At 42.0% G+C, this 23,462-nt stretch carries 20 protein-coding genes; 12 read left to right on the top strand and 8 right to left on the bottom strand.

Features of this window, described 5'->3' with window-relative positions; translation table 11 throughout:
* The first annotated feature begins 48 nt into the window (after window positions 1-48).
* From LC454_RS16315 to LC454_RS16305, 3 genes are read left to right on the top strand one after another with little or no spacing between them, the layout of a single operon-like run.
* Window positions 49-834: a class I SAM-dependent methyltransferase gene (locus tag LC454_RS16315; protein WP_223583539.1), complete on the top strand. Its 786-nt coding sequence runs from the start codon at window positions 49-51 to the stop codon at window positions 832-834.
* Between the two features lie 58 nt (window positions 835-892).
* On the top strand, window positions 893-1,816 hold the full coding sequence (locus LC454_RS16310; RefSeq protein ID WP_223583538.1) for a Dyp-type peroxidase: 924 nt from the start codon (window positions 893-895) through the stop codon (window positions 1,814-1,816).
* Between the two features lie 51 nt (window positions 1,817-1,867).
* On the top strand, window positions 1,868-2,230 hold the full coding sequence (locus tag LC454_RS16305; protein ID WP_223583537.1) for a DUF4180 domain-containing protein: 363 nt from the start codon (window positions 1,868-1,870) through the stop codon (window positions 2,228-2,230).
* Window positions 2,231-2,314: 84 nt separating this feature from the next.
* Here the strand turns inward: LC454_RS16305 and LC454_RS16300 are convergent, their stop codons facing one another.
* Window positions 2,315-2,764: a VOC family protein gene (locus LC454_RS16300; protein WP_223583536.1), complete on the bottom strand. Its 450-nt coding sequence runs from the start codon at window positions 2,762-2,764 to the stop codon at window positions 2,315-2,317.
* 212 nt (window positions 2,765-2,976) lie between these two features.
* Between LC454_RS16300 and LC454_RS16295 the strand changes: the two genes are divergently transcribed.
* The 3 genes from LC454_RS16295 (at window position 2,977) to LC454_RS16285 (ending at window position 6,454) form a co-directional block, all read left to right on the top strand.
* On the top strand, window positions 2,977-3,468 hold the full coding sequence (locus LC454_RS16295) for a GNAT family N-acetyltransferase (RefSeq protein WP_223583535.1): 492 nt from the start codon (window positions 2,977-2,979) through the stop codon (window positions 3,466-3,468).
* A 52-nt stretch (window positions 3,469-3,520) separates the two neighbouring features.
* On the top strand, window positions 3,521-4,417 hold the full coding sequence (locus LC454_RS16290) for a helix-turn-helix domain-containing protein (RefSeq protein WP_223583534.1): 897 nt from the start codon (window positions 3,521-3,523) through the stop codon (window positions 4,415-4,417).
* 96 nt (window positions 4,418-4,513) lie between these two features.
* Complete coding sequence (locus LC454_RS16285; RefSeq protein WP_223583533.1) at window positions 4,514-6,454, top strand: oleate hydratase; 1,941 nt, start codon at window positions 4,514-4,516, stop codon at window positions 6,452-6,454.
* Between the two features lie 74 nt (window positions 6,455-6,528).
* Here the strand turns inward: LC454_RS16285 and LC454_RS16280 are convergent, their stop codons facing one another.
* The 5 genes from LC454_RS16280 to LC454_RS16260 form a co-directional block, all read right to left on the bottom strand.
* Window positions 6,529-7,590, bottom strand: a complete 1,062-nt coding sequence (locus tag LC454_RS16280; RefSeq protein WP_223583532.1) for a serine hydrolase domain-containing protein — start codon at window positions 7,588-7,590, stop codon at window positions 6,529-6,531.
* A 96-nt stretch (window positions 7,591-7,686) separates the two neighbouring features.
* Window positions 7,687-8,361, bottom strand: coding sequence for a LytR/AlgR family response regulator transcription factor (locus LC454_RS16275; protein WP_223583531.1), 675 nt, complete (start codon window positions 8,359-8,361; stop codon window positions 7,687-7,689).
* 5 nt (window positions 8,362-8,366) lie between these two features.
* The gene (locus LC454_RS16270) at window positions 8,367-9,866 is read right to left on the bottom strand and encodes a TlpA family protein disulfide reductase (RefSeq protein ID WP_223583530.1); all 1,500 of its coding nucleotides are present in this window, start codon (window positions 9,864-9,866) and stop codon (window positions 8,367-8,369) included.
* 73 nt (window positions 9,867-9,939) lie between these two features.
* A complete protein-coding gene (locus tag LC454_RS16265) occupies window positions 9,940-11,448 on the bottom strand; it encodes a sensor histidine kinase (protein ID WP_223583529.1) in 1,509 nt (502 codons plus the stop codon).
* A gap of 224 nt (window positions 11,449-11,672) precedes the next feature.
* A complete protein-coding gene (locus LC454_RS16260) occupies window positions 11,673-12,239 on the bottom strand; it encodes a Crp/Fnr family transcriptional regulator (protein ID WP_223583528.1) in 567 nt (188 codons plus the stop codon).
* A gap of 267 nt (window positions 12,240-12,506) precedes the next feature.
* On the opposite strand from LC454_RS16260, the gene LC454_RS16255 reads away from it, so the two are divergent.
* On the top strand, window positions 12,507-13,199 hold the full coding sequence (locus LC454_RS16255; RefSeq protein ID WP_223583527.1) for an HAD family hydrolase: 693 nt from the start codon (window positions 12,507-12,509) through the stop codon (window positions 13,197-13,199).
* Between the two features lie 63 nt (window positions 13,200-13,262).
* Here the strand turns inward: LC454_RS16255 and LC454_RS16250 are convergent, their stop codons facing one another.
* Window positions 13,263-13,787, bottom strand: coding sequence for a DinB family protein (locus LC454_RS16250; protein ID WP_223583526.1), 525 nt, complete (start codon window positions 13,785-13,787; stop codon window positions 13,263-13,265).
* Between the two features lie 224 nt (window positions 13,788-14,011).
* On the opposite strand from LC454_RS16250, the gene LC454_RS16245 reads away from it, so the two are divergent.
* The 5 genes from LC454_RS16245 (at window position 14,012) to LC454_RS16225 (ending at window position 21,878) form a co-directional block, all read left to right on the top strand.
* A complete protein-coding gene (locus LC454_RS16245; protein ID WP_121125026.1) occupies window positions 14,012-14,692 on the top strand; it encodes a response regulator transcription factor in 681 nt (226 codons plus the stop codon).
* Window positions 14,692-16,068: a sensor histidine kinase gene (locus tag LC454_RS16240; RefSeq protein WP_223583525.1), complete on the top strand. Its 1,377-nt coding sequence runs from the start codon at window positions 14,692-14,694 to the stop codon at window positions 16,066-16,068. Before LC454_RS16245 ends, LC454_RS16240 begins: the two co-directional genes overlap by 1 nt.
* A 162-nt stretch (window positions 16,069-16,230) precedes the next feature.
* Entirely contained in the window at window positions 16,231-17,376 is a 1,146-nt protein-coding gene (locus LC454_RS16235) for an efflux RND transporter periplasmic adaptor subunit (RefSeq protein ID WP_223583524.1), read from the top strand.
* Between the two features lie 25 nt (window positions 17,377-17,401).
* Window positions 17,402-20,527, top strand: coding sequence for an efflux RND transporter permease subunit (locus tag LC454_RS16230; RefSeq protein WP_223583523.1), 3,126 nt, complete (start codon window positions 17,402-17,404; stop codon window positions 20,525-20,527).
* A gap of 67 nt (window positions 20,528-20,594) precedes the next feature.
* Window positions 20,595-21,878, top strand: coding sequence for a TolC family protein (locus tag LC454_RS16225; protein WP_223583522.1), 1,284 nt, complete (start codon window positions 20,595-20,597; stop codon window positions 21,876-21,878).
* 5 nt (window positions 21,879-21,883) lie between these two features.
* Here LC454_RS16225 and LC454_RS16220 read toward each other — a convergent pair whose 3' ends face one another.
* Window positions 21,884-23,461 (bottom strand): MFS transporter, encoded by a 1,578-nt coding sequence (locus LC454_RS16220; protein WP_223583521.1) that lies wholly within the window; start codon window positions 23,459-23,461, stop codon window positions 21,884-21,886.
* Between the last annotated feature and the right edge of the window lies 1 nt (window position 23,462).

Here is a 23,462-nt window from a genome sequence, read left to right as displayed (position 1 = left end):
GTTTTATCGTCAAAGCAAATTATATTTACGGTACACTAAACCAATCAAATGAAAGAGAAATTTATTGACAGAAAAGACCAACAGGCAAATAAAATATTTGAAAGACGAACATTAGCAAATGACTATCGGACTATTCTTCCACTGTTAAAGCCTGGTTTAGCGATCCTCGATGTAGGTTGTGGCACTGGAACACTGACAAATGAAGCCGCATCACTTATCGCGGACGGAACAGTGATCGGTTTGGACAACACTCAATCTTTTATTGATATAGGGAATCAGCAGTACGGTGGCACCTCCAATCTTAGTCTGGTCTGTGATAATATTTTCAGTTATGAGCCTCCACATCAGTTTGATCTGATTATGACTGCAAGAACAGTGCAATGGCTAAGTGATATTCCTGCAGCCTTACAACGGTTCAAATCCTGGCTGAAACCCGGAGGACAGCTTTCGATCCTGGATTATAACCATACAGCAATTGAATGGAATCCAGCACCACCGACCAGTATGCAGGAGTTTTATCATACATTTCTGAAATGGCGTGCTGATGCGGGTATGAACAACCGTGTCGCAGATGAAATCGCCACTTTACTCCAACAACAGGGATTTACAACCATTGAGACAATCAACGCCGATCTGACCTACACCAAGGGCGACGATCATTTTCAGACCAATCTTGGAATCTGGATCAAAGTTGCCCAGTCACAACAAATGGTAATAGAAGGATATATTACAGATGAACTGCGTTTAAAAGCCATTGAAGATTACAGTAACTGGATCGAAACAGAAGCCCTATCAATGACCTTAAAAATGAACGACGTAAGGGGAAAAGCATAGATTACAATTTTATTTGTAGCTTAGTATTATTGTCAATGTCCAATCAATACAATATTTTATGAACAATCAAGCGCAGAATGTTATCGATTCGCCCAGCAACAATACCGTTTTCATGGTATGGAATTTTCAGGAAAATAAAGAGCTGAAACCAGTGTTTGAACGGATCTGTGCCCTGGTCGTCAATCTGAATAATTCAGCTCAGGTACGTTCGACTGGTATAAAAGCGAGTGTCGTCATGGGGATCAGTTATCATGCCTGGAAAAAATTAGCATTACAGGAGCCATTACCAAAAGAATTAATTCCTTTTGAGCCCATCGTAGGTCAAAAACATGTCGCTGTTGCTACCCCAGGTGATCTCCATTTTCATATTCGCGCTGAAGAGCAAAGCTATTGTATCGACATGGCAGCCGAAATTTCCGATGTCCTGGCAGCAGTTGCTGACTGCAAGGAAGAAATCCACGGCTTTCGTTATTGGGACGGAAGAAGCATTCTAGGTTTTGTCGACGGCACCGAAAACCCGACAGGTGAAGACCGTGCTTTCTTTGGTATTATTGGAGATGAAGATCAAGCCTATAAAGGTGGCAGCTATCTTTTTGTTCAAAAATACATTCACGACATGAACAGCTGGCGGGCCTTACCGGTATCCGAACAAGAAAAAGTTATTGGGCGAAGTAAAACCAATGATATTGAAATGGCGGATGATGTAAAACCTACAAATTCGCATTCGGCCTTAGCCAATGTAGGCGATGACCTCAAAATCGTCAGGGACAATATGCCTTTTGGTAATATCGCCAATAATCAAATGGGCACTTATTTTATTGCTTATGCCAGTAGATTTAGTACCGTGACACAAATGCTAAAGCGAATGTTTATAGGTGATCCTGAAGGTAATTATGACCGTATTCTGGACTTTAGTACAGCTCAGAGCGGCACATTATATTTCTGCCCATCTATTAATATGCTGAAAGATTTTGCAGGATAGAGCAATCTTTACGGCTTAAAGACAATCATTACTACTCAATATATTACGACTATGCAAATCGACGTTATCCAAGTAAACAAAAAAAATATCGCTGAAGTAAAAGACACTGATATCCTCATCAACAATCTCGATGATGGTTTACAGATCATGGTAGACTGTGGCGCACAGGAAGCATACAAAGCAATCTTATACCAAGAAAATATTTCGGCTGATTTTTTTGAACTCAAAACTAAGTTGGCGGGGGATATTCTTCAAAAATATACGCAGTATGATTTTGACGTTGCTATTGTTGGTGACTTTTCTATTTATAATAGCAAAAGTTTGAATGATTTTATCTACGAAAGTAACAAAGGCCGTAAGATCAACTTTGTTGCTACCCGGGATGAAGCCATTACTAGACTATCAAAGGGTTAACAGCGCAGCTCGATCCATTCAAGGCTGGCCTGTCAACCTCGTTTCATAAAAAATAAGCGGCTAATAAAATAGCCGCTTATTTTTTTATTCCTGCTGCAACCAATCCTCGTAGGACATTACCCCCAATTCTGGCCTCCCCTCACCTTCCAATAGAGCAATAAATTCCAATTGATTTCCATCTGGATCGTTAAAATAAATGGCCAGTGCCGGCATCCAGGCAAATACCATTGGTTTTTCTACACCATCTTTCAAAAAATTGTAAGGCTGCAAATCCCGTTCCCTGAGATAGTCTACTGCGTAATTCAAGATATCTTCTTTACTGGTTCTAAAAGCAAAATGCCGCGGTTGAAAATTTGCTTCCTCCTGCCAAAGTCCCAGCATATACTCCTTACCTGTACCGACCCACAAAAAGACGATAGGCCGATTGGGATCACGGTGTGCAATCCGCAGGCCAAGTACCTTCGTATAAAAATTGACAGACTCCTCCAGATTACGTACCTGGATATGCGTTTCATATAATCCTGCTATCTTCATTGTATCAATAGTTAAATGTGATCTAGTTTCCATACATCATTCCAAACTTTTGTTGTCATGAGCCGATGTATTTATTCCTCCATGACAATTTAAGTTAAATTCCGATATCCCAATTGGCAAAACCAGAAATAAGACAGAAAAATGATTATTTGGAGCCCAACTTTTGATTTAACAGAAAAACAACCTTATCTTGTGTAGAAGACACATGAGCCATGTACAACACACTAGAATTAAAAAAATACACAGCCGAAGATTTCGTTCTTTTTCGAGACCTTACCAAAGACGATGATATCATGAAATATATTTCGGGTGAGGGATTAACCGCCGAGCAGGCAGAAAAAAAATTCGCTTCAATTCTCGAAATCAATACAGATCCATTATTAGGTTATTTTAAGGTGATAGATTCCGATAGCCAATTATTTTTGGGCGACTGCAAATTGGTCAACTATAAAAAAGATCCAACCGTCTTTGAAATCGGTTATTTGCTTAAAAAGGAGTTTTGGCGTAAAGGTCTAGGTACCAAAATCTGTGAATCTCTGCTGACCATGGCCAAAAGCATCGACGCCAATAAGGATGTGATCGGCATCATTGACCCAGATAATGCTGCCTCCAGACAATTACTGACAAAGTTTGGGTTTCAAAGCTACTTTGTTGGTATAGAAGATGAGGTTGCTACAGAAAAGCTTATTTTAAAACGCACATAACCTATTTTATCCAACCGAAAGAAAAAGGTCTATTGCACATGACAATCCTCCTATGAAGTTTAGTATCAAGATCAATCCAAATACACACGACAGCCTACAAGACACTTTATCTTTCTTTGGTGTAGATTGCAATCGCCCTTACTACATCTCATCTGGCAATCCCCTTTTCGAATACCCCAGAAATTCTTTCCGTATTGATTTTTACGCCATTTGCGTTTGTACGGCCGGAACAATTACAGTGGAAATTGATAATCACGAATATACACTATCACAACATAGCTTACTTGTTTCAGCCCCTTCCACCATCATTAAATTTACAGCGGTCAGCAAGGATTTCAGAATGAAACTACTTTTCTTTGACAAGTTGTTTCTACTTAAAAACATTGCCAACCCATTTTTTATAGAAAAACTGGGACTATTCAACAATACGACATTCGCAATTATACCCGAGGCAGAAAAACTCGCCGGAAAATTATTAAGGCTCCTTGAATATTTAAGAGAGGTGACCCTCAGGGCGACACGTTTTACCCCCGACATTATTCGCACCATTATATTTAACCTGCTGCTAGAAATAGCCGATGTGCTGGCCGTGGAGGACCAACATGCAGTCGAAACAATTCAGGAGGCCAATAGCCTCTACTTTAAGTTTACAGATCTGGTACAGCAACACTGCAGCCAATCCAAAGATGTGAAATATTACGCCGATCGGTTATTTATTTCAAACAAATACCTGATTAGTATTGTTAAGAAGGCATCTGGAAAGACGCCACATGAAATCATAGACGAAAATTTGCTCAAAGAAGCGTATGCCCTACTCGGAAATCCTGAGAAGACCATTTCCGACATTGCCTACGCCATAGGCTTCAATTCGATCTCTGCATTTGGCCGTTTTTTCAAAAAGTACTCCATGTTATCGCCTTCTGAATATCGAAAAAGACAAAATATGTAAAAAAAGGAAATTCGGTAGAACAATAGCGAATTTGAGGGCATAAATGATCTAAGGAGTATAGCTAACTTTACTCAAGAATTAAAAACAATAAGAATCATGAAAGAAATCACCTCAAAATTCGACAAAGTATTAAATGCATCTGCTGAATATGGAAATGTAAATCATGAACCGGATTCAAGCACAGAACAACAACGTAACACGCCTAAAAAGGCAATGCCTTTTTCAGATCAGATAGGAAATTACCAACGCAATAAAGGTATACCGAACAAAGCCTACAAAGACAGCAAAATCTATATTGTCGGTAGCGGGATTGCGGGGATGTCTGCAGCATACTATTTCATCCGTGATGGACATGTCCCTGCGGAAAATATCACCTTCCTGGAGCAGTTACATATCGAAGGTGGATCCCTGGATGGAGCCGGTAATGCCAAAGATGGTTATGTCATCCGTGGTGGACGTGAAATGGACATGACTTATGAAAATCTATGGGATATGTTTCAGGATATTCCAGCATTGGAAATGCCAGCTCCCTACAGTGTACTTGACGAATATAGATTGATCAACGACAACGATTCCAACTATTCTAAAGCAAGACTTATCCATAATCTTGGTGAAATCAAAGATTTTAGCAAATTTGGATTGGCCAAAAAAGATCAACTTGCAATTATCAAACTCCTGTTGAAAAAGAAAGAAGAATTGGATGACCTGACAATTGAAGATTATTTCAGCGAATCTTTCTTGAGCAGTAATTTCTGGACCTTTTGGCGCACCATGTTTGCCTTTGAAAACTGGCATAGCTTATTGGAATTGAAACTGTACATGCATCGCTTCCTTCATGCAATTGATGGATTAAACGACCTTTCTTCCCTTGTATTTCCTAAATACAATCAATATGATACCTTTGTCACCCCATTACGCAAGGTGTTACAAGATAAAGGTGTTAAGATCCAGTTTAATGTACTGGTCAAAGATCTTGACATACAAAGCAACACCGAAGGAAAAACCGTTGCGGGTATCATTACCGAACAAGATGGTCAGGAAGTACGTATCCCACTTGGTCCAAATGACTTTGTCATTGTCACGACCGGTTCAATGACCGAAGACACCTTCTATGGCGATAATACCAAAGCACCGATCATCGATATCGACAACAGTACCAGTGGACAGAGTGCCGGTTGGAAACTCTGGAAAAATTTGGCTGCTAAATCAGCTATTTTCGGTAAACCCGAAAAATTCTGCAGCAACATTGAAAAGTCAGCCTGGGAATCTGCTACCCTGACCTGTAAACCCTCGGCTTTGATTGAAAAATTAAAGGGCTATTCGGTCAATGATCCCTATTCAGGAAAAACAGTCACCGGCGGTATTATTACAATTACAGACTCCAACTGGTTGATGAGCTTTACCTGTAACAGACAGCCACACTTCCCCTGTCAACCCGACGATGTCCTTGTACTTTGGGTTTATGCCCTATTTATGGACAAACAAGGAAATTATATTAAAAAGACTATGCCCGAATGTACCGGAGATGAAATTTTGGCCGAACTATGTCATCATCTGGGAATCATTGATCAATTGGATGATGTCATCAAAAATACGATCGTCCGCACGACATTTATGCCCTATATCACATCGATGTTTATGCCCCGTGCTAAAGGCGATCGCCCAAGAGTCGTTCCAAATGGCTGTAAAAATCTAGGTCTCGTTGGACAGTTCGTCGAAACCAACAACGATGTGGTATTTACCATGGAAAGTTCTGTCAGAACTGCACGTATAGCTGTGTACGAGCTCTTGAATCTCAACAAGCAAGTACCTGATATCAATCCCTTACAATATGATATCCGTCATTTATTGAAAGCCGCACGGACACTCAATGATGATAAGCCGTTCATAGGCGAAGGACTATTGCGTAAAATCCTGAAAGGATCTTATTTTGAACATATTCTTCCCGGAGCAGATGAAGAAAGTGAAGATCATGAATCATTTGTGGCCGAGCAGTTCGGTAAATTCAGAGATTGGTTAAAAGGAATTAAGGGTTAATTCTAATCCACACGCCAAATCGCCTATGTCTTTAGAAAAGACATAGGCGATTTTATTTTCAATCAGCAGACATGCTAATTCGCATATACTGCATTTAGCCAGCCAAAAACAGATTTGTTTTCGGCACTTGGCCCCATGGGCTTAGGCAGTTTAAGTACAGCAAGCAGCGCATCAAATGCATCCGTAATCAATAGATCATCACGATTGCTAAATAAAGTGATAACAAGGTCTTTCTGCTGATCTAAATAAACAATATTATGGAAGCCCGTTGATTCTCCCGAATGGAAGAACAGTGTATTTCGCTCCAAAGGATAGATAAACCAGCCTAAATTGTAGGAAACACCATCTTTTACCGGAAGGCGCTCTGTTCCCAGAAAATCCTGTATAACAGCTTCGGGAAAACGCTTATGAAGCAAATAATTGGCCCATTGATGGTACTCCAAAGCCGATAGATACACACCACCATCGCCTTGAGTCGCACTGGTCACACTCTGATCGGCAAAAACAAAGGTATCCCCCTTGGGATGATAACCGAAAGCCCGATTGGGGATATCCGAATCAACAGTGTAGACGATTCCATCGCGTATAGCATTCGGCAAAAACAAATGCTTTTTTACAAATGCTGCAAAAGACTCCTTTGCCACCTTTTCCACAATCAAAGCCAACAGGCAATAGCCCGTATTGCTGTACCTGAATTGACTCCCCGATGGAAAATAAACAGTATCGGTCTGCCGGATATAATCCAGCACATCTTTATCCGAAACCTGCGCTGTTCGATCACTTGGTATCAATGCCTCATAATCCATTATTCCCGAACGGTGTTGGAGTAATTGAGCGACGGTAATACCCTCCAAAGCTAAGGGCAAATCGTCAAAGAAAAGTCCCAATTGATCCGTTGGTTTTAGCTTTCCCTGAGCAAATAAACTGCAAATAGCTTGCGCTGTCACCTGCTTACTGACGGAGGCCATCCGAAAATGGGTCTTTTCTGTGATCTTTTGTTTCGTTTTTAGATCCGCTATTCCGACTGCATATTGGTAACGGATCTGTCCATGCTGACTAATCGCAACAGCTATCCCAGGTTCATTTCCCTTAGGATAATAGTTGGAAAGCGTTTTATCTAATAAAGATTTCTCCATATTTTGTCCCGTCACATAGCTAGTTAAACACATAAAAAGTAAAACGAGTTTTAGGTACATGATGCTATAGTGCTGCATTGCGTTTATTTTTGTGTATTAATACAATTTAAGATCTGTATAGGTGGTACCAATAGGTATTATTCTGTCAGCTATCCAGATCTGGGCGCGATCAAACTTTGTCATCTTGCCTTTTGCAACAATAAACGCCCTGTGGCAACGCACAAAATCAGCCTTTGGCAGCAATTCGCTGAGCTCACTGATGGTGATCCTTGAGCTAATCAGTTTATTCGATAGATGTATTTGCGTATAGTTACCGGAAGCTTCGATATAGTGTATATCTTCAAATTCGACCTTTACATGTTCATAACCATCTTTTACAAAAAAATAGCCCTTGTTGGTCTCAGCCTTTGTAGATCTCAGATGGTACAATTCATGTGCTTTGTTGCAAGCCTTTAAAAATCGAGCCATAGAAAAAGGCTTTAACAGATAATCAATTGCGTCAAGTTCAAAGCTCTGCAAAGCATGTTCGGAATAAGCCGTTGTAAAAATAATCATGGGAACCGTACTCAGGCTTTTCAGAAATTCGATACCTGAAATATCAGGCATCTTAATATCCAGAAAAATTAGATCTACATGCTGCCGCTGTAAATAACTGATCGCCATAAAAGCATCTGTGAATGTTTCTCTCAATTCAATAAAGGAAACTTTTGACGTGTGATGGCTAATGACCTCCAACGCCAGTGGCTCATCATCTATCGCTATGGCTATCATACAAATTATTGGTTTAAAATCTTGTCAAGCTGCTCGTAAAGCTGCTGTCCATGACTTGGCCGAAGCGCTTTTTCAACGACCAATTTTCCTGTTTTATCAAATATAAAATATTGTGGGTAATATTCCGCTTTGTCCTTGGCATTTCGTAGCAGCTCCTTCCAAAAGGGGTCCATCTGTTCCCTATTTTTACGCAAATGGATTCCTGTCAAATTATTGATTCGTATAAAATCTTTCCAGTCCTCATCTTTATTATCTGCATCCATATCCAGATAAACAAAAGCGATATCTTTATCCGCATATTTTTTCTTCAGTTCCGGCGTATATTTCAACTCCGCCTTACAGGGACCGCACCAGGTTCCCCACACATCAAGATACACGACCTTTCCTTTCAATGTCGCAATCACCTCATCAATTGAGTTTACACGCTCGTAATCCGCAAAAATCTGAATATTTTTGTTTTGCTTATTTTCTACCAACGCTGACTTCAATTCCGCAATATAGCCCTGAATGGCTGGATTATGTCTGGCTGTAGGAAAGCGGCTAAAATGAGCCGTTGCCAAGGCTTCTAAATGTTTCAAATCCTTATCCTGATATAGATTGACCAATTGTTGATAATCATACTCCGCAGCGATACTTGACGGAAAATTGTTCGCTACACCGATAAGCCGCCAATAATCCTTGCTATAGATATCCATCAACCTATTGGCGCTATCCAAGCTTATTCCAAAATAAGGTATCAATTTACCGGATGGTATTTTCTCCGCTTTTATTTTGGCAAAAGCCTTCCTTTCGAGATATCGTACATAGTTATCCACGAAGGTATAATAGGATGGTCCTCCAGCTGAGGTACGAAGACTCAGGTCAGCATCATCAAAAATATGCAGTATCAAACTATCCGCTGTGGATTTTGGCAAAGCACACTCGCGCACAAAATCATTGAGCTGATTGTATTTCTGCGCATTAAACTCCATTCTGATAAACTGCTTTTGTTCAGGAGACAATCGTGAACTTTCAATCAATGTGTTCATCTGATTGCTATGCAAAAAATAAGGCTTCAATAAGTTTTCCTGTAACTGGGAAAAGGAAAATTTAGCAAAATCAGCAAGGGCTGGAGCTTTCATAAAAAAGGGTACTGGATCCGGATTAATCTGTTGTATAAGTTCATTCTCGGCTCTTGCTGTACCCCCAATAAAACGAATGGTGCTATCCGTCAAGACCAGTTCCAAATCCTTTCCCGGATTCAGCAATAGCGTTTGAAATATCACCTTGTTATACTGAATTGTTGCCGACTTCTGTTCCGAAATCGGAAAGATATACTGAAATGAACCATCGCCAGCAATGGATATTGTTTGCGAGTTTTCACTACGAAAACCAAATACAAGCGGTATATTGACATTCAGACTTTTGCCTGATTGATAGTTTTGGATTCGGCCATGCAGCTTAAACTGAGCCTGTATAGTCGAGTGACACAAGACGATAAGTGATAAAATAAAAAGCTTTTTCATTGGATTTTAAAATGCTCCGTCAAACGAAGACTTATAAAAGGTTAACAAAAGATCGAAAATAATGACAATTTACCTAGTCAATATGTAAGGTCAAATGGACAAAAAATTCCTGTGCATTTTCACGAATGATCAGCTCATGTCTGTCTTTATACAATAGCAATAGGCGTTTCCGTACATTGTCAAGCCCCACACCACTTTTTAACTTTTCAGGATCATTGTCATTTTTGAGATTGATACTGTTACTGACATCAAAGAATAGCACATTGCCCCTGACCTGTAAGGAAATTTTGATATACGAGGGCTTCTGTAAACTAATGCCATGTTTGAACGCATTCTCAACAAAAGGAATAAGCAACATCGGGGTAATTTGGTAATTTTCAAACTGCTCTTCAATCAACGTTTCGATCTTAATATCGGCAGACTGTGAGGTCCGAAGAGTTTGCAATGCGATATAATTATTCAGGTATTCGACCTCTCGGATCAGCGAAATCTTATCCTGTGTATTCTCATGAAGCATAAACCGCATCATGTCCCCCAGTCGCTGGATTCCCTCCCCTGTCCGTTCGGCTTTTTCCTGCAAAGCGGTACCATATAATGTATTTAATGCATTAAACAGGAAATGTGGATTGATCTGTGACTTTAAGAAGTTGAGATTAGCATCTGATTTACCCAGTTCGGTACGTAGTGAGGTCAACTCAGAATTTTGTAAAACACGTTTTCTATACAAAAACCATGAAAGTGGAATACTGACCAATAGCTGTGTAGGCAGATGAAACAACGCTACAATAAAAATTACTTCGGATGTCCGATTAAAGAAGAACAGTGCCAAAATACTTAAGGGTAACGTCAGTATCAAGCTAATAACAAAGATGTTCCAAAAATAGCTGCTAAATTTTTTTTGCTGCCTATACAGTTCAGGCAATAGGTAGTAAAGCGAATAAATCACAATACCGACCGCAGAGAGCACCACCATGGTCCAGAGAATCGTAAGCTGAAAATTTGATCTGGATGTAATCCATAAAAATAATCCTACGAACCAAAATCCTATTCCGAAAGCCAGATCCATTTTCATTTGTCTTTGCACAGCGGTATTTCCGTCCAAATTTTTGAGCAGATAGGCAATAAAATACTTCACGCAGGTATAGACCGAAATAAGAATGACCAATAATGTGGTCTTACTAAAAGTATCAAAAAACAGGCTATTATATCCCTGTTGAATTGTCTTATATGCCAACAACTCATAGGTATGACTGTATGTCTTAGCAATACCTAGAACAAGGCTAACGATAGCTATCAGCAGAACGATCAGGGAGTAATTTAATGCTTCGCGTTTCCTATCAATAATTGCGGGGATCAGTATAAAATTCAGCGCCAAAAAACTTAGATAGACCGCTAAAATATAAAGGAACTTGGGCACAAAAAAGTTAAAGAAATAGGAATAACTTATGCCTACGGTAACGAATTGTTCATGGATACCACCATCATTCCTTTGATTGGTATCTGATACAAGGGTATAGCTGAATATAATAAAAAGCAGCGTTGCTAACCAGAATTCTACTTTTCGAAAATCTTTTAGTTTCATAACGTAATCAATTATTCATTTATGTTTGCATTTAATGGTATTCATGAATGCTTCACATTTTGTTGTTAAATGGTCAAATGGAATATCCAGTTTTTCTTCACATTGTTTGTGCTTTTCCAACATGGATATTTCATCTACGATTGGTTTTGATGATACAATACTAATAGAAATGAAAAGTTAAATAGAAAAAATGTGACGAATGCCCTAAAAAATGGGATAGGTAATTATTCTAGGAATTTCTTAAGCTCCCGATTGAGGCTTCTGACCGAAATACCGAGATAGGCAGCCATATCCTCTTTCTTGATCGCAATATCCTGCTGGGATTGGATTTCCAATAAACGGTGTAAACTATGTTCCAGACTGTATAACTGCTGGTAAGATGCCCGGCTCGAGGTATGCACAATACGTTGTGCCATCACATCCAGCAACATATTGCTCCATGTGATATCTCTTTCCAATAGCTCCCTAAAATACGCTTTGGAAAATGCATAGGCCGTCACATCGGTCATGGCTTGTATACTACACAGACTGGGAATATGACGAATGCTTTCGATCTCCCCGACAATTTCCCCGGTCGAAAGAAATTCAACGATATACTCCTTGTCATTAGCCTCGGTAAAATAACACTTGACTATCCCTTCACTGATAACCATGACTTTGGTAGATGCTATCCCCTGATCATATAAGTTTTGCCCCTTGGTATACTTTCTGACCACGATATCCTCCTGACGCTGCTGCTGAGCGTAAAATGTTATCGTACGATCCAAAAATGATTGATTTGTTCTTAACATAACGATCCGGGACAAATGTCCTTTTAATAATGATTTCCTTTTGAGAAATTAGCTTCATAAAATTACAAAAGTAGATTTAAAAACAGCATGATTTATTCAAGACGACTCTTCGATGTGAGTGGGTTAGATGAACTCTTGAACACTATGCCGCCGAAGGCAGCGTGAACCGAGCGCAGCGAGCTCACGAATACCTTAAAATACCAACTTAATGAGTAAACGAGCTCATGAAGACCATTGAAAATAATTGATGAACAACTAATGATACAAATGAAAAATAAGATAACAACCATCGCTTTTGATGCCGACGATACCCTCTGGGCCAATGAATCCTATTTTCAGGAAGCAGAAAGACAATTTTGCCTGCTTTTAGAAAATTACCTTCCACAACATACCGTCTCGCAGGAGCTCTTCGCTACCGAGATGAAGAATCTGCACCTATACGGCTATGGAATCAAAGGCTTTATGTTGTGTATGATTGAGACCGCCAATCGAATCTCAGAAAACAGGCTTCCCCTTGAGATCATTAATCAAATTATAGCGATCGGACATGAGCTCTTGCAGAAGCCCATTGAATTGCTTCCCGGTGTGACCGAAACGCTGACCCAGCTAAAGGGCAATTACAGACTGGTCGTTGCAACCAAGGGTGATCTGTTGGATCAGGAACGGAAATTAAAAAATTCGGGACTGGAAGACTATTTTCACCATATCGAAATCATGAGCGACAAAAAAGAAAAAGACTATCGTAAGTTACTCAAGCATCTGGATTGCACACCTGATCGCTTTATGATGTTGGGCAATTCCCTCAAATCCGATATCCTTCCGGTACTTGAGCTCGGTGGGTTTGGTGTTCACATTCCCTATCTCGTGACCTGGACACATGAACAGCATGAGGTTAATTTAGAACACGAACGCTTTATTGCCCTTCAACGAGTCGATGAGATCCTGACACATCTGGGCTAAAGGCATTTGAACAGCGTAAGCTAGCACATTGCCTACAAAACACTAGCTTATGCTGTTTGACGCTTAATAGGTCATCTGCTCGTCCATTTCATATTTCATACCCGGATAACCGAGTATACGCCGCATCAATGCCATCTGACCGCAGAGATAATCCTGCCGTCCAATACACATCCCTATAAAGTTAAGTTTGTTCTCCTCGACAAAAGGAACGTTCATATCAATTTTGAAAATCTCCGCCAATTGCACATCGTCTACTTCCAGCAGACGCTGATAGACTTTGGGGGAAATGGCATAGAAACTATCTTTCAATTCTTTTAAACTTGGGTAGTTAAATTGTTCATCCAATGTTTTACCCATAAAAAATAAGTCATGATAGGGATCTTCCTCCTGAAGGCCCAAAATGTATGCGATTCCATAACGTACATTGACAAAGTTACCGGCCATCCACACCATGTGGTTGGTCTGCCCGTTGATACGTTGACGTGCATGTTCCTCCGTGATACCATCCAAAACATTGATAAAACTTTGACTGTGCATCCGATACGCAGGAATAATGACTTCTAATTTTGCTGATTTTGGTTTATCCATTGCTCATTGATCTATAGGTGCTAGGCACCTTGTTATTCATCAAAGTTAACTGATTTAGAGCACGATACTCTTGTCGTATGGCAAGAATATGAACTTATCGAAAAGAGCTACCGTTAAATAGCGAAACCAAGGTAAATTTGATAACTTTGTCCTGCACCGTCCATACGCTTTGGTCGAAGTCAATATTGAGGATGAAGTATTAACGAATAATCTTTCGCTGTTGTATGAAGATTCTTTTAGTCGAAGATGATGTCCGTGTCGCGGGACTAATAAAACGCGGACTGGATGAAAACGAATTTCAGACCGACATTGCCTATGATGGTATTTCAGGAAAGAAAATGGCCCTGCAACACGATTTCGACCTGATCATTACCGATATCGTATTACCCAAGATGGACGGGCTTGATCTCTGTAAGGAAATCCGCCATATCAAACCCGACCTGCCCATCATCATGCTTACCGCACTCGGTACCACAGATGACAAAATCGAAGGTTTTGATGCTGGGGCGGACGATTATCTGGTCAAACCTTTCGAAATGCGGGAGCTATTGGCACGGATACGGGTGCTGCTCAAACGCTATCAGAAACAGGACAGCACTACAGGAACCATCCTGCGCTATGCAGATCTGGAAATGAATCTGCATACCAAAAATGTCAGACGCAACAATATTGATATCAGTCTGACACCCAAAGAATTCAAACTGCTCCACTATCTGCTGCTGCACCCCGAACGTGTATTGTCTAGAATGGAGATTGCCGAAAAAGTCTGGGAAACCCATTTCGATACCGGTACTAATTTTATTGATGTCTATATCAATTACCTCCGAAAAAAAGTAGACAAGGATTTTGATAAAAAATATATCCATACCAAATCTGGGATGGGCTTTATTTTAAAACAGGACTAATGCAGATCAGAACGCGAATCACCATACTGTTTACAGTCGTCACAGCGACCATCCTGATGGTATTTGCCTGCACGGTTTATTATTCGGCCGTAGAGAACCGGGAGAATGAATTTTATGCCCTCCTCAAAAAAGAAGCCTACACCAAAGCAAATCTATTTTTAAATGCACAGGTAGACAAAAAAACACTGGAAGATATCTACCACAACAACCGAAAAATTCTCAACGAGGTTGAAGTAGCCATCTATGACACCCGTTTTAAGCTATTATACCATGATGCCGTAGACATTGATTTTGTCAAGGAGACGCCGGCTATGTTGCGGGATATTGTCAAAAAAAAGGAAATTGGCTTTTATCAGGACAAATGGCAGGTGATCGGCATTACCTATGCATACAACAACGCGAATTTCATCATCACCGCTGCCGCTTATGATCAGTATGGTTACAATAAACTTCAAAATCTATTATCGACCATCATTATTGTTTTTATTTTTGCGGTCTTTTTAAGCTATGCCGCCGGAATATTTTTCTCAAAAAAAGTATTCCGTCCGATTCGGTCCATGACGCAAAAAGTCAAAAACATATCGGCCAATAGCCTGGATGCAAGACTTCAGAGCACAGGCAATAAAGATGAGCTATCCGAACTGGCAAACACCTTTAACGATATGCTGAACCGTCTTGAAAACTCCTTTGATGGCCAAAAGCACTTTGTCTCCAATATTTCCCACGAACTGCGCACGCCTTTGGCAGCGATGATTACCGAACTCGAAATTTCCGCGAATAAAGACCGAAGCACCGCTGAATATAAGGTTATCATTGACAACACACTAAACGACGCCCAGAAACTTAAAAAACTGTTTAATAGTCTACTGGATTTTGCCAAGGCGAGTTACGATAGTTCGGAGATTTCCTTCAAAGCACTACGTATCGATGAACTCCTGCTTGACGCCTGCCAGCAGGTTTTGCAGGCCAATCCTGATTATAAACTCGACATTTTCATTGATCCCGCTCTGGAAGACGAGCAGATGATTTCGATTGTCGGCAATGAATACCTGCTCCAGGTCGCTTTTGTGAATTTAATTGAAAACGCATGTAAGTTTTCCGATAACCAAAAATGTTCCATAGCGATTAAATCCAGTGGAACTTCTATACAACTGGAATTTAAAGATGACGGCATAGGCATCGAGCCTCAGGATCTTGAACGCATATTCACCCCTTTCTATCGCGGCAACAACAAAGCCTACAGTGAAGGGAATGGCATCGGTCTCTCACTGACCAAAAAGATTATTCTACTGCATCAAGGCGAAATTCTTGTCCGCTCAACGAAAGGCATCGGTAGTGTATTCCAGATCAATCTACCCCATCCATCAGCACTCTAATAAAATTCTAATATTTTTCTAAAGCCTCTCTAACTGCCTTCCAGCAGAGGCATGGATAGCTTTGCACCATAATTTTTTTGAAACAGAAACGCCGGTCATCAACCGCCCATTCGTTGAACAGTTCTTGAATGGGTAGAAGATGGCTTTTAGAAACTAAAAACAATGGTTAACCGCGCTATCAAAATCCCTATCCATCCCCTTAGATTCATGGGCTGGATCGCTGCCCTCACGATCATGCAAGCATGCACTCAACGTCCCGCTGTACCTTCGGACGAATCCTCGGCCCTGCATTTCGCAGGTGACACCCTGACGATCAACGCACATGCGCCACTGCTGTCCAAGATCAAGTGTACCACCGTCGTCCAGCAACCGCATCAGTTGACATTCAGCACCGCCGCGATGGTCAAAATCATCCCCAATAGTTATGTTGAAATCCCCATGCCCTTTGCGGGGCGGGTTGTCAGATCCTATGTGAGGCTTGGGCAGAAAGTAACGGTCAATACAGCCTTATTTTCAATCAGTTCTTCAGATTATTTCGATGCACAACGAACATACTTTGAGTCCAAACAAACCTATGCCCTCGCAGCAAATATTTTAAAACGTCAAAAGGATCTGCTCAGTCACGGTGTCGGTACACAGAAAGAACTTGAAGAAGCGGAAACCAATTTTGCCATTAGCAACACGAGGCTCAATAATGCGGCGGCGGCTTTAAAAATATACGACAACAACCCAGCGCAGGTCGTACTTGGTCAGCCCATGCTCGTCCGTTCACCCATCCATGGTGAAATCCTCAGCAATAGCATTGTCCTCGGCCAATACAATAAAGAAGACGCTCCAGCTTTACTCCGGATTGCCGAACTGTCGAAAGTATGGGTTTCGGCCTATATCAAGGAAAAAGACCTCGGTGCCATTGATCAGATCCGCAGTGTCGAAGTGCGTATTGACAACCAGCCCACAAAAAGACTACAAGGAAAAATTGTCCATATCAATCAGTTTGTCGACGAAGCAAACCGCAATATCGAAGTGCTGGTTGAATGCGACAATAAAGATCGGCTACTCAAACCGGGTATGTATGTCAATACGCAATTTGAACAGGTAGCTGCTGCCAGTATATTTATTCCTGCGAAAGCTGTACTCCAATTTAATGATAAAAGCTTTGTCTGGGTACAGCTAGCTCCCCACACATTTATGAGACGATATGTACAGACAGGTGTCACCGAAAATGAGCAGATTCAGATTATACAGGGTCTGTCCAACGGTGAACAGATCATCGGTGAGGGCGCATTTTATCTGCTAGCAAGCAACTAAATCTTTATCCAAAAATCGTATTACAATGAAACAACTTGTTAGCCATATCATCGCCAAGAGATGGGTTATTGCCGCTGCTTTTTTACTTATCGCATTTTTCGGTTATTACGCTTGGAAACAACTTTCAGTTGAAGCCTATCCCGATATTGCAGACGTGTCCTCACAAATCGTCACTCAGGTGCCGGGCCTAGCCGCCGAGGAAATGGAGCAACAGATAACAATTCCCATTGAACAGACCATCAACGGATTACCCGGAATGGAAGTCATGCGTAGCAAAACCACCTTTGGACTATCCATGGTCACCATCGTGTTTAAAGACGGTGTTGACGACTACTGGGCCAGGGCCCGTATACAGGAACGCCTGGCAGATCTCAGTCTCCCCTACGGGGCAGTACCTGGATTAGATCCACTTACCTCACCAACAGGGGAAATCTTTCGTTATATTCTCGAAAGCAATACCCAAGATCTACGGAAATTGACCGAACTCCAAAACTTTGTCATTATCCCTAAGATCAAACAGGTGGCGGGAGTAGCTGATGTAACCAATTTTGGGGGCATCACGACACAGTTTCAGGTCGAGCTGGATCCTAAAAAACTCGATCAATATGAAGTTTCTCTAGGCGAAGTAACCGCAAAGATCGAAGCCAACAATGCCAATGCCGGTGGAAGCATGATGAACCGTGGCAACCAATCCTATGTGATCCGAGGTATCGGCCTTGTCAAATCGCTGGACGACCTCGGCAATATCGTTGTCAAATCGGTCAATGGAAACCGTATCTACATGCGGGATCTTGGACAGGTAAAGCTTGGCAACCTCGCGCGTAAAGGCGCCTTGGGCTACAGTGACAAACGTGGAGTAGACTATTCAGATAATATCGAAGGCATTGTATTGCTATTAAAGCATGAGAATCCCTCCAAGGTATTGGCCGGTGTAAATGCGGCGGTCGAGGAACTTAACAGTAAAATCCTTCCGAAAGATGTCAAAATACACGTGGTCCTCGATCGCACGAGCCTGGTCGACAACACTCTGCATACCGTATCCAAAACACTGCTCGAAGGTATGGCGCTCGTCCTTCTTGTACTGATCCTTTTTCTGGGCAGCTGGCGTGGTGCTCTATTGGTTGCCATCACCATTCCATTCTCGTTGTTGATCGCCTTTATATTGATGCATTTTACAGATATACCTGCTAATCTATTATCGCTAGGGGCGATAGATTTCGGAATTATCGTGGATGGTGCCATTGTTATGCTCGAAACCATTCTGAAAAAAAGGGAAGAAAAACCCGATGCTCCATTGGTCGAGCAGACCTTAACAACGAAAATTGCTGAAGTGGCCAAACCAATTTTCTTTGCCACCATCATTATTATCACAGCCTATCTTCCTCTTTTCGCTTTCGAAAGGGTAGAAAAGAAACTGTTTACACCGATGGCCTATACCGTTGGTTATGCGCTATTGGGGGCTCTAGCGGTATCCTTGCTGTTGATTCCCGGACTGGCTTACCTCATCTACCGCAAGCCACAAAAAGTTTATCACAATAGATGGCTGGAAAAATTAACGGCACTTTACCATCAGCGGATCAAAAAAATAATGCTGCGTCCAAGACGAGTGTTTGTTCCCCTGGGCCTTGTTCTTTTAGCGACAGGACTGCTGACAGCATCCGTGGGTAAAGATTTTTTGCCTACACTTGACGAAGGTTCGATCTGGTTACAGGTCTCCCTCCCTCCGGGCATCACGGTAGAGAAATCCAAAGAAATGAGCGACAGCCTGCGTGCGCGTACCTTGAAGTACGAAGAGATCTCCTATGTTATGGTACAGGCCGGACGAAATGATGATGGTACCGACGCCTGGACCCCTTCACACTTCGAAGTCAGTGTGGGTTTGAAGCCATACAAAACATGGAAATGGGGAAAAACCAAAGCAGATCTTATCAATGAGCTAGCCGCAGAATATGCCCAAATGCCCGGCTATAATGTAGCTTTCTCACAACCGATGATCGATGGTGTCATGGATAAAATCGCGGGAGCACATAGCGAACTCGTTGTCAAACTTTTTGGGGATGATCTGAAAGAAACCCGGCGTGTCGCCGAAGACCTCGTGACCACCCTTAAAGGCGTGGAAGGTGCTGTTGACCTGGCCATTGACCAGGAGCCACCACTCCCACAGTTGCAGATCATCGTTGACAGAGACAAAATTGCACAATATGGATTGAATATTTCGGATGTCACCGACCTGATTCAAATTGCAGTTGGTGGCAAAGCTGTATCTCAGGTCTATCAGGGGATTAAAGTATACGATATCACCTGTCAGTATGCTGAGAACGAGCGAAACTCGCCGGAAAAGATTGGCAATCTGATGTTGTATCCTGATAATGGCACACGCATCCCCTTGTCGCAAGTCGCCACGGTCAAACTCAATACCGGAGAAAGTACCATTTCACGCGAACGCAATAGCCGCCAGCTGACCGTCAGATTGAATGTACGGGGGCAAGATTTAGGTACTTTCCTGACCAAGGCCCAGCAGGCTATCGACCAGAAGCTGAAATACGATCCACAGAAAATCAGACTACAATGGGGTGGTCAATTTGAAAACCAGCATCGCGCCTACAGTCGACTGGCAGTCATCGTCCCCCTGACACTGGCGATTATATTTATCCTGCTGTATAGCACCTTCGGTTCTTTTGGACAGGCCGGATTACTTATTGGCATTGTACCCCTAGCACTCTTTGGTGGAATGCTTGCGCTCATTATACGGGGTATGACCCTAAATGTATCTTCGGCAGTGGGTTTTATCGCTCTTTTCGGTGTTGCCATACAAAATGGTGTATTGATGCTTTCCCAGTTCAATGTGCTACGAAAAAATGGTATGGCCTTAGAAAAAGCTGTCATTGAAGGCGCTTTCAGTCGATTCCGCCCTGTACTGATGACCGCGACGGTGGCTATACTTGGTCTGCTTCCAGCGTCATTGGCGACAGGTATCGGATCAGATGTGCAGCGGCCTCTGGCCACCGTGATCGTCTATGGCTTACTCTTTTCTACCCTGCTGACACTGTTTATGCTTCCACCTTTGTATTATTTGATGGAAAGAGGACGACAATACAGCGGTGGGTCAGAACCATCAACCAATCAAATACAAGCGGAGACAAATTCCTAAAATCAAAACCGCACTCTGATTAAAGCAGTACAGCTGCTTTAATCAGAAGGACTAAAATAAAATTCCGATGAAAACACTGATCAAACTTCTTCTTTTCCTTATACTTCCACTTGGAAATGTGGCGGCACAAACGATAGATTCAACTTTTGTACAAAAAAAACTGGATTACAGCAACTTTATCGCCCAAGTTGGGAAGAACAACCTCGGTTACGCTGCTGAAAAGTTCAACCTTTCAATCGCTGAGGCGAATATCATCAGTGCCGGTATCTTCCCCGATCCTGAATTCACCGTAGGGCTCTTTGACAATAGCGAAAGAAGCAAACAACTCGGCCGCGGTTATACCGCTGGATTGAGCTGGACGGTAGAATTGGGGGCAAAACGGCAGGCACGTCGCCAGGTTGCAAAGGATGAGGCCGAAACCACGCGTCTCCTATTCGGAGACTATTTCCGAAATCTACGTGCCGATGCTACCCTTGCTTTTTTATCAGCAAGGTACAACCAGCAACTGGTAGCAACCTATCGCAGTTCCTATCAACAACTCGCTCAGCTCGCCAGCTCAGACAGTATACTTTATCAACTGGGCGCTATTCCACAAATTGACTACCGACAATCAAAATTGGAAGCCGCCCATATGCGCAATACGCTATCGGCAGCCGAAGCGGCAGCCAATTCCTCCCTAGCGGGGTTATCACTGCTTATGGGAGATAAGGGCCCGGTTCTTTGGCTACCACAAGGATCTGATGTTTCTTTTGATCGCAACTTTTCATTAAGTACATTGCTGTCAACCGCAGTACGAGAGCGTGCTGATCTTAAGGCTGCACTACAAAACAAACAGCTCTCCCATAGTCTGCTCCAGCTGGCAAAGGCAAACCGTGTGTTAGATCTAGGTATTTCCATCGGCTTTACCTACAATGGTGAGGCCAGAAATGAAACCGCACCGACACCACAGTTTAACGCCATCAATGCCGGCTTAGCCATACCACTGAAATTTTCCAATTTTAATAAAGGGGAGCTGAAATCTGCTCAGTTCAAAATTGAGCAAGACGAATTGATCTATCAAGATGCAGCATTACGCATCCAGAATGAGGTGAATCAAGCTTATATGCAATATAAAGCCACTCAAAAACAAGTACTGCAATTTAATAATACCATGCTGCTCGAAGCAAAAGCAATCCTGGAAGGAAAGATCTACAGTTACAATCGGGGCGAAACCGCCCTGCTGGAAGTGATCAACGCACAACGCTCCTACAATGATACCCAACTTGCTTACAATGAAGCGCGCTACAATTATGCGGTCGCATTGGTGGAATTACAACGTGCCGCAGCCATTTGGGATATTGATCAATTGTGACACCGTTATACCGGTGAAATCTGATTCTTTTTAAGCTTCTTATACATGCTTTTCAAGGAAGGAGAAATCAGTATCAGCAGCAAGATGCTGATACTGATTATGGACATCATTTCATAGTAGTCCATGCCATACCGGACGAAAGACTGTATATTAACCCGCTCGCTGATGAGCTTCAATCCCGCGGCATGCTCCTTGTACTGCAATCCATGTTGCAATACCCTGTGAGATTCCCGCTGAATATAGTCTTCAAATATCAGATTGCTTGACTGCAGTTGGTCCCTAAAAACCTCCCGGTGCTGGGCATGTTCAAATAATTTAAAGAAATTCTGCAGACCGATACTACTGGTATAGCCCAAGTAACGGACGGCCAAACAAGCTGCCGCCGCTGAAGCTCCCAAATGAGGGCGTACACTGGCAATCACAAATAAGATTGTCGGTACCATAATCAGACCAACACCCAGCCCATGCAATACCAAAGGCAACCAGAAGTGATCTTCATTGCCCTCACTTTCAAATGAAAAAAACATATATTGATGAAAGGCCAACAGACAACAATAGCCAACAATCCAGATCCATTTCACTGTGCGCCGTTTTAATAACCAGTAGAAGGATAACATGACACCACATACAATCCCGAGGATATTAAACCATTGGATATAGGACAGGTGAATGGGATCCAGGCGGATGACCTGTAGAAAATACTGATTGGAAATCGCCAACGAAAACCGTTCGATATACATCATATACAAGACCAAGATTCCGAACAGGAATTTTCTATTTCCAAAGATGGACAGCTCAATATAAACACGTTTGATTGCTTTCTGCCTCAAAATAAACAGGCCCAGACATAAAATTCCACCGATCAGTACGGTCAGCATGGAGGTATCCGAAAACCAATAAAGTTCCTGTCCGTAGACCATCAGATAACCGAAACTTATAACAATGAAACTGTAGAGGATAAAACTGGCCCAGTCCAGGGAAAATAAAGGGTACGGTCGATTATGCCGGATGGGTTTCATTGTGACGATGATCAGTAGTAGCCCCGGTACAAAAGATAAGGCAGCATACAGGTAAAGTTCATCAAAGTTAAATGAATCAATAAATTCCGCCGTCACAAACGTATTGAAAGGCGAGCTACAGAGCAGCATACCAAAAAAAATCGCATAACTTCCCTCCTTTGCCCTTTCGGTTTTCAGTCGGGAAAATATCATGGATATAGAGAGGTTGACAGCCGATGCGAACAGCATACCTTGAAAAAAGCGTAAGCCATATATCCAACTGATCTCGTTAATGCGATACATCAGGTAACAATTGAGCAGCTGTAAGAGATTGAAAATGACGTAGTACTGCTTGACCGGGAAATACTGAAAAAAGCGACGTTCCAGGACATAGAATCCGACAAATCCCGCGTAGAAAAGAATAATGAGGAACTGTACATCACTAGGCTGTGCACCGTAGAACCCCGCGGTGACATTGACATTGGCACCGGGCAGAAAAAACAAGACCATGCTTGGCATCAATCCGCTGAATAAAATCAGCTTAATCAACCATTCGGGTACCCAGTCTTTGAAGATCCCTTTCACT

The organism is Sphingobacterium sp. GVS05A (assembly GCF_019969845.1).
Lineage (GTDB): Bacteria > Bacteroidota > Bacteroidia > Sphingobacteriales > Sphingobacteriaceae > Sphingobacterium.
Note: the sequence above shows the minus strand (reverse complement) of the source record. Positions and strands in the feature narration are given on the sequence as shown.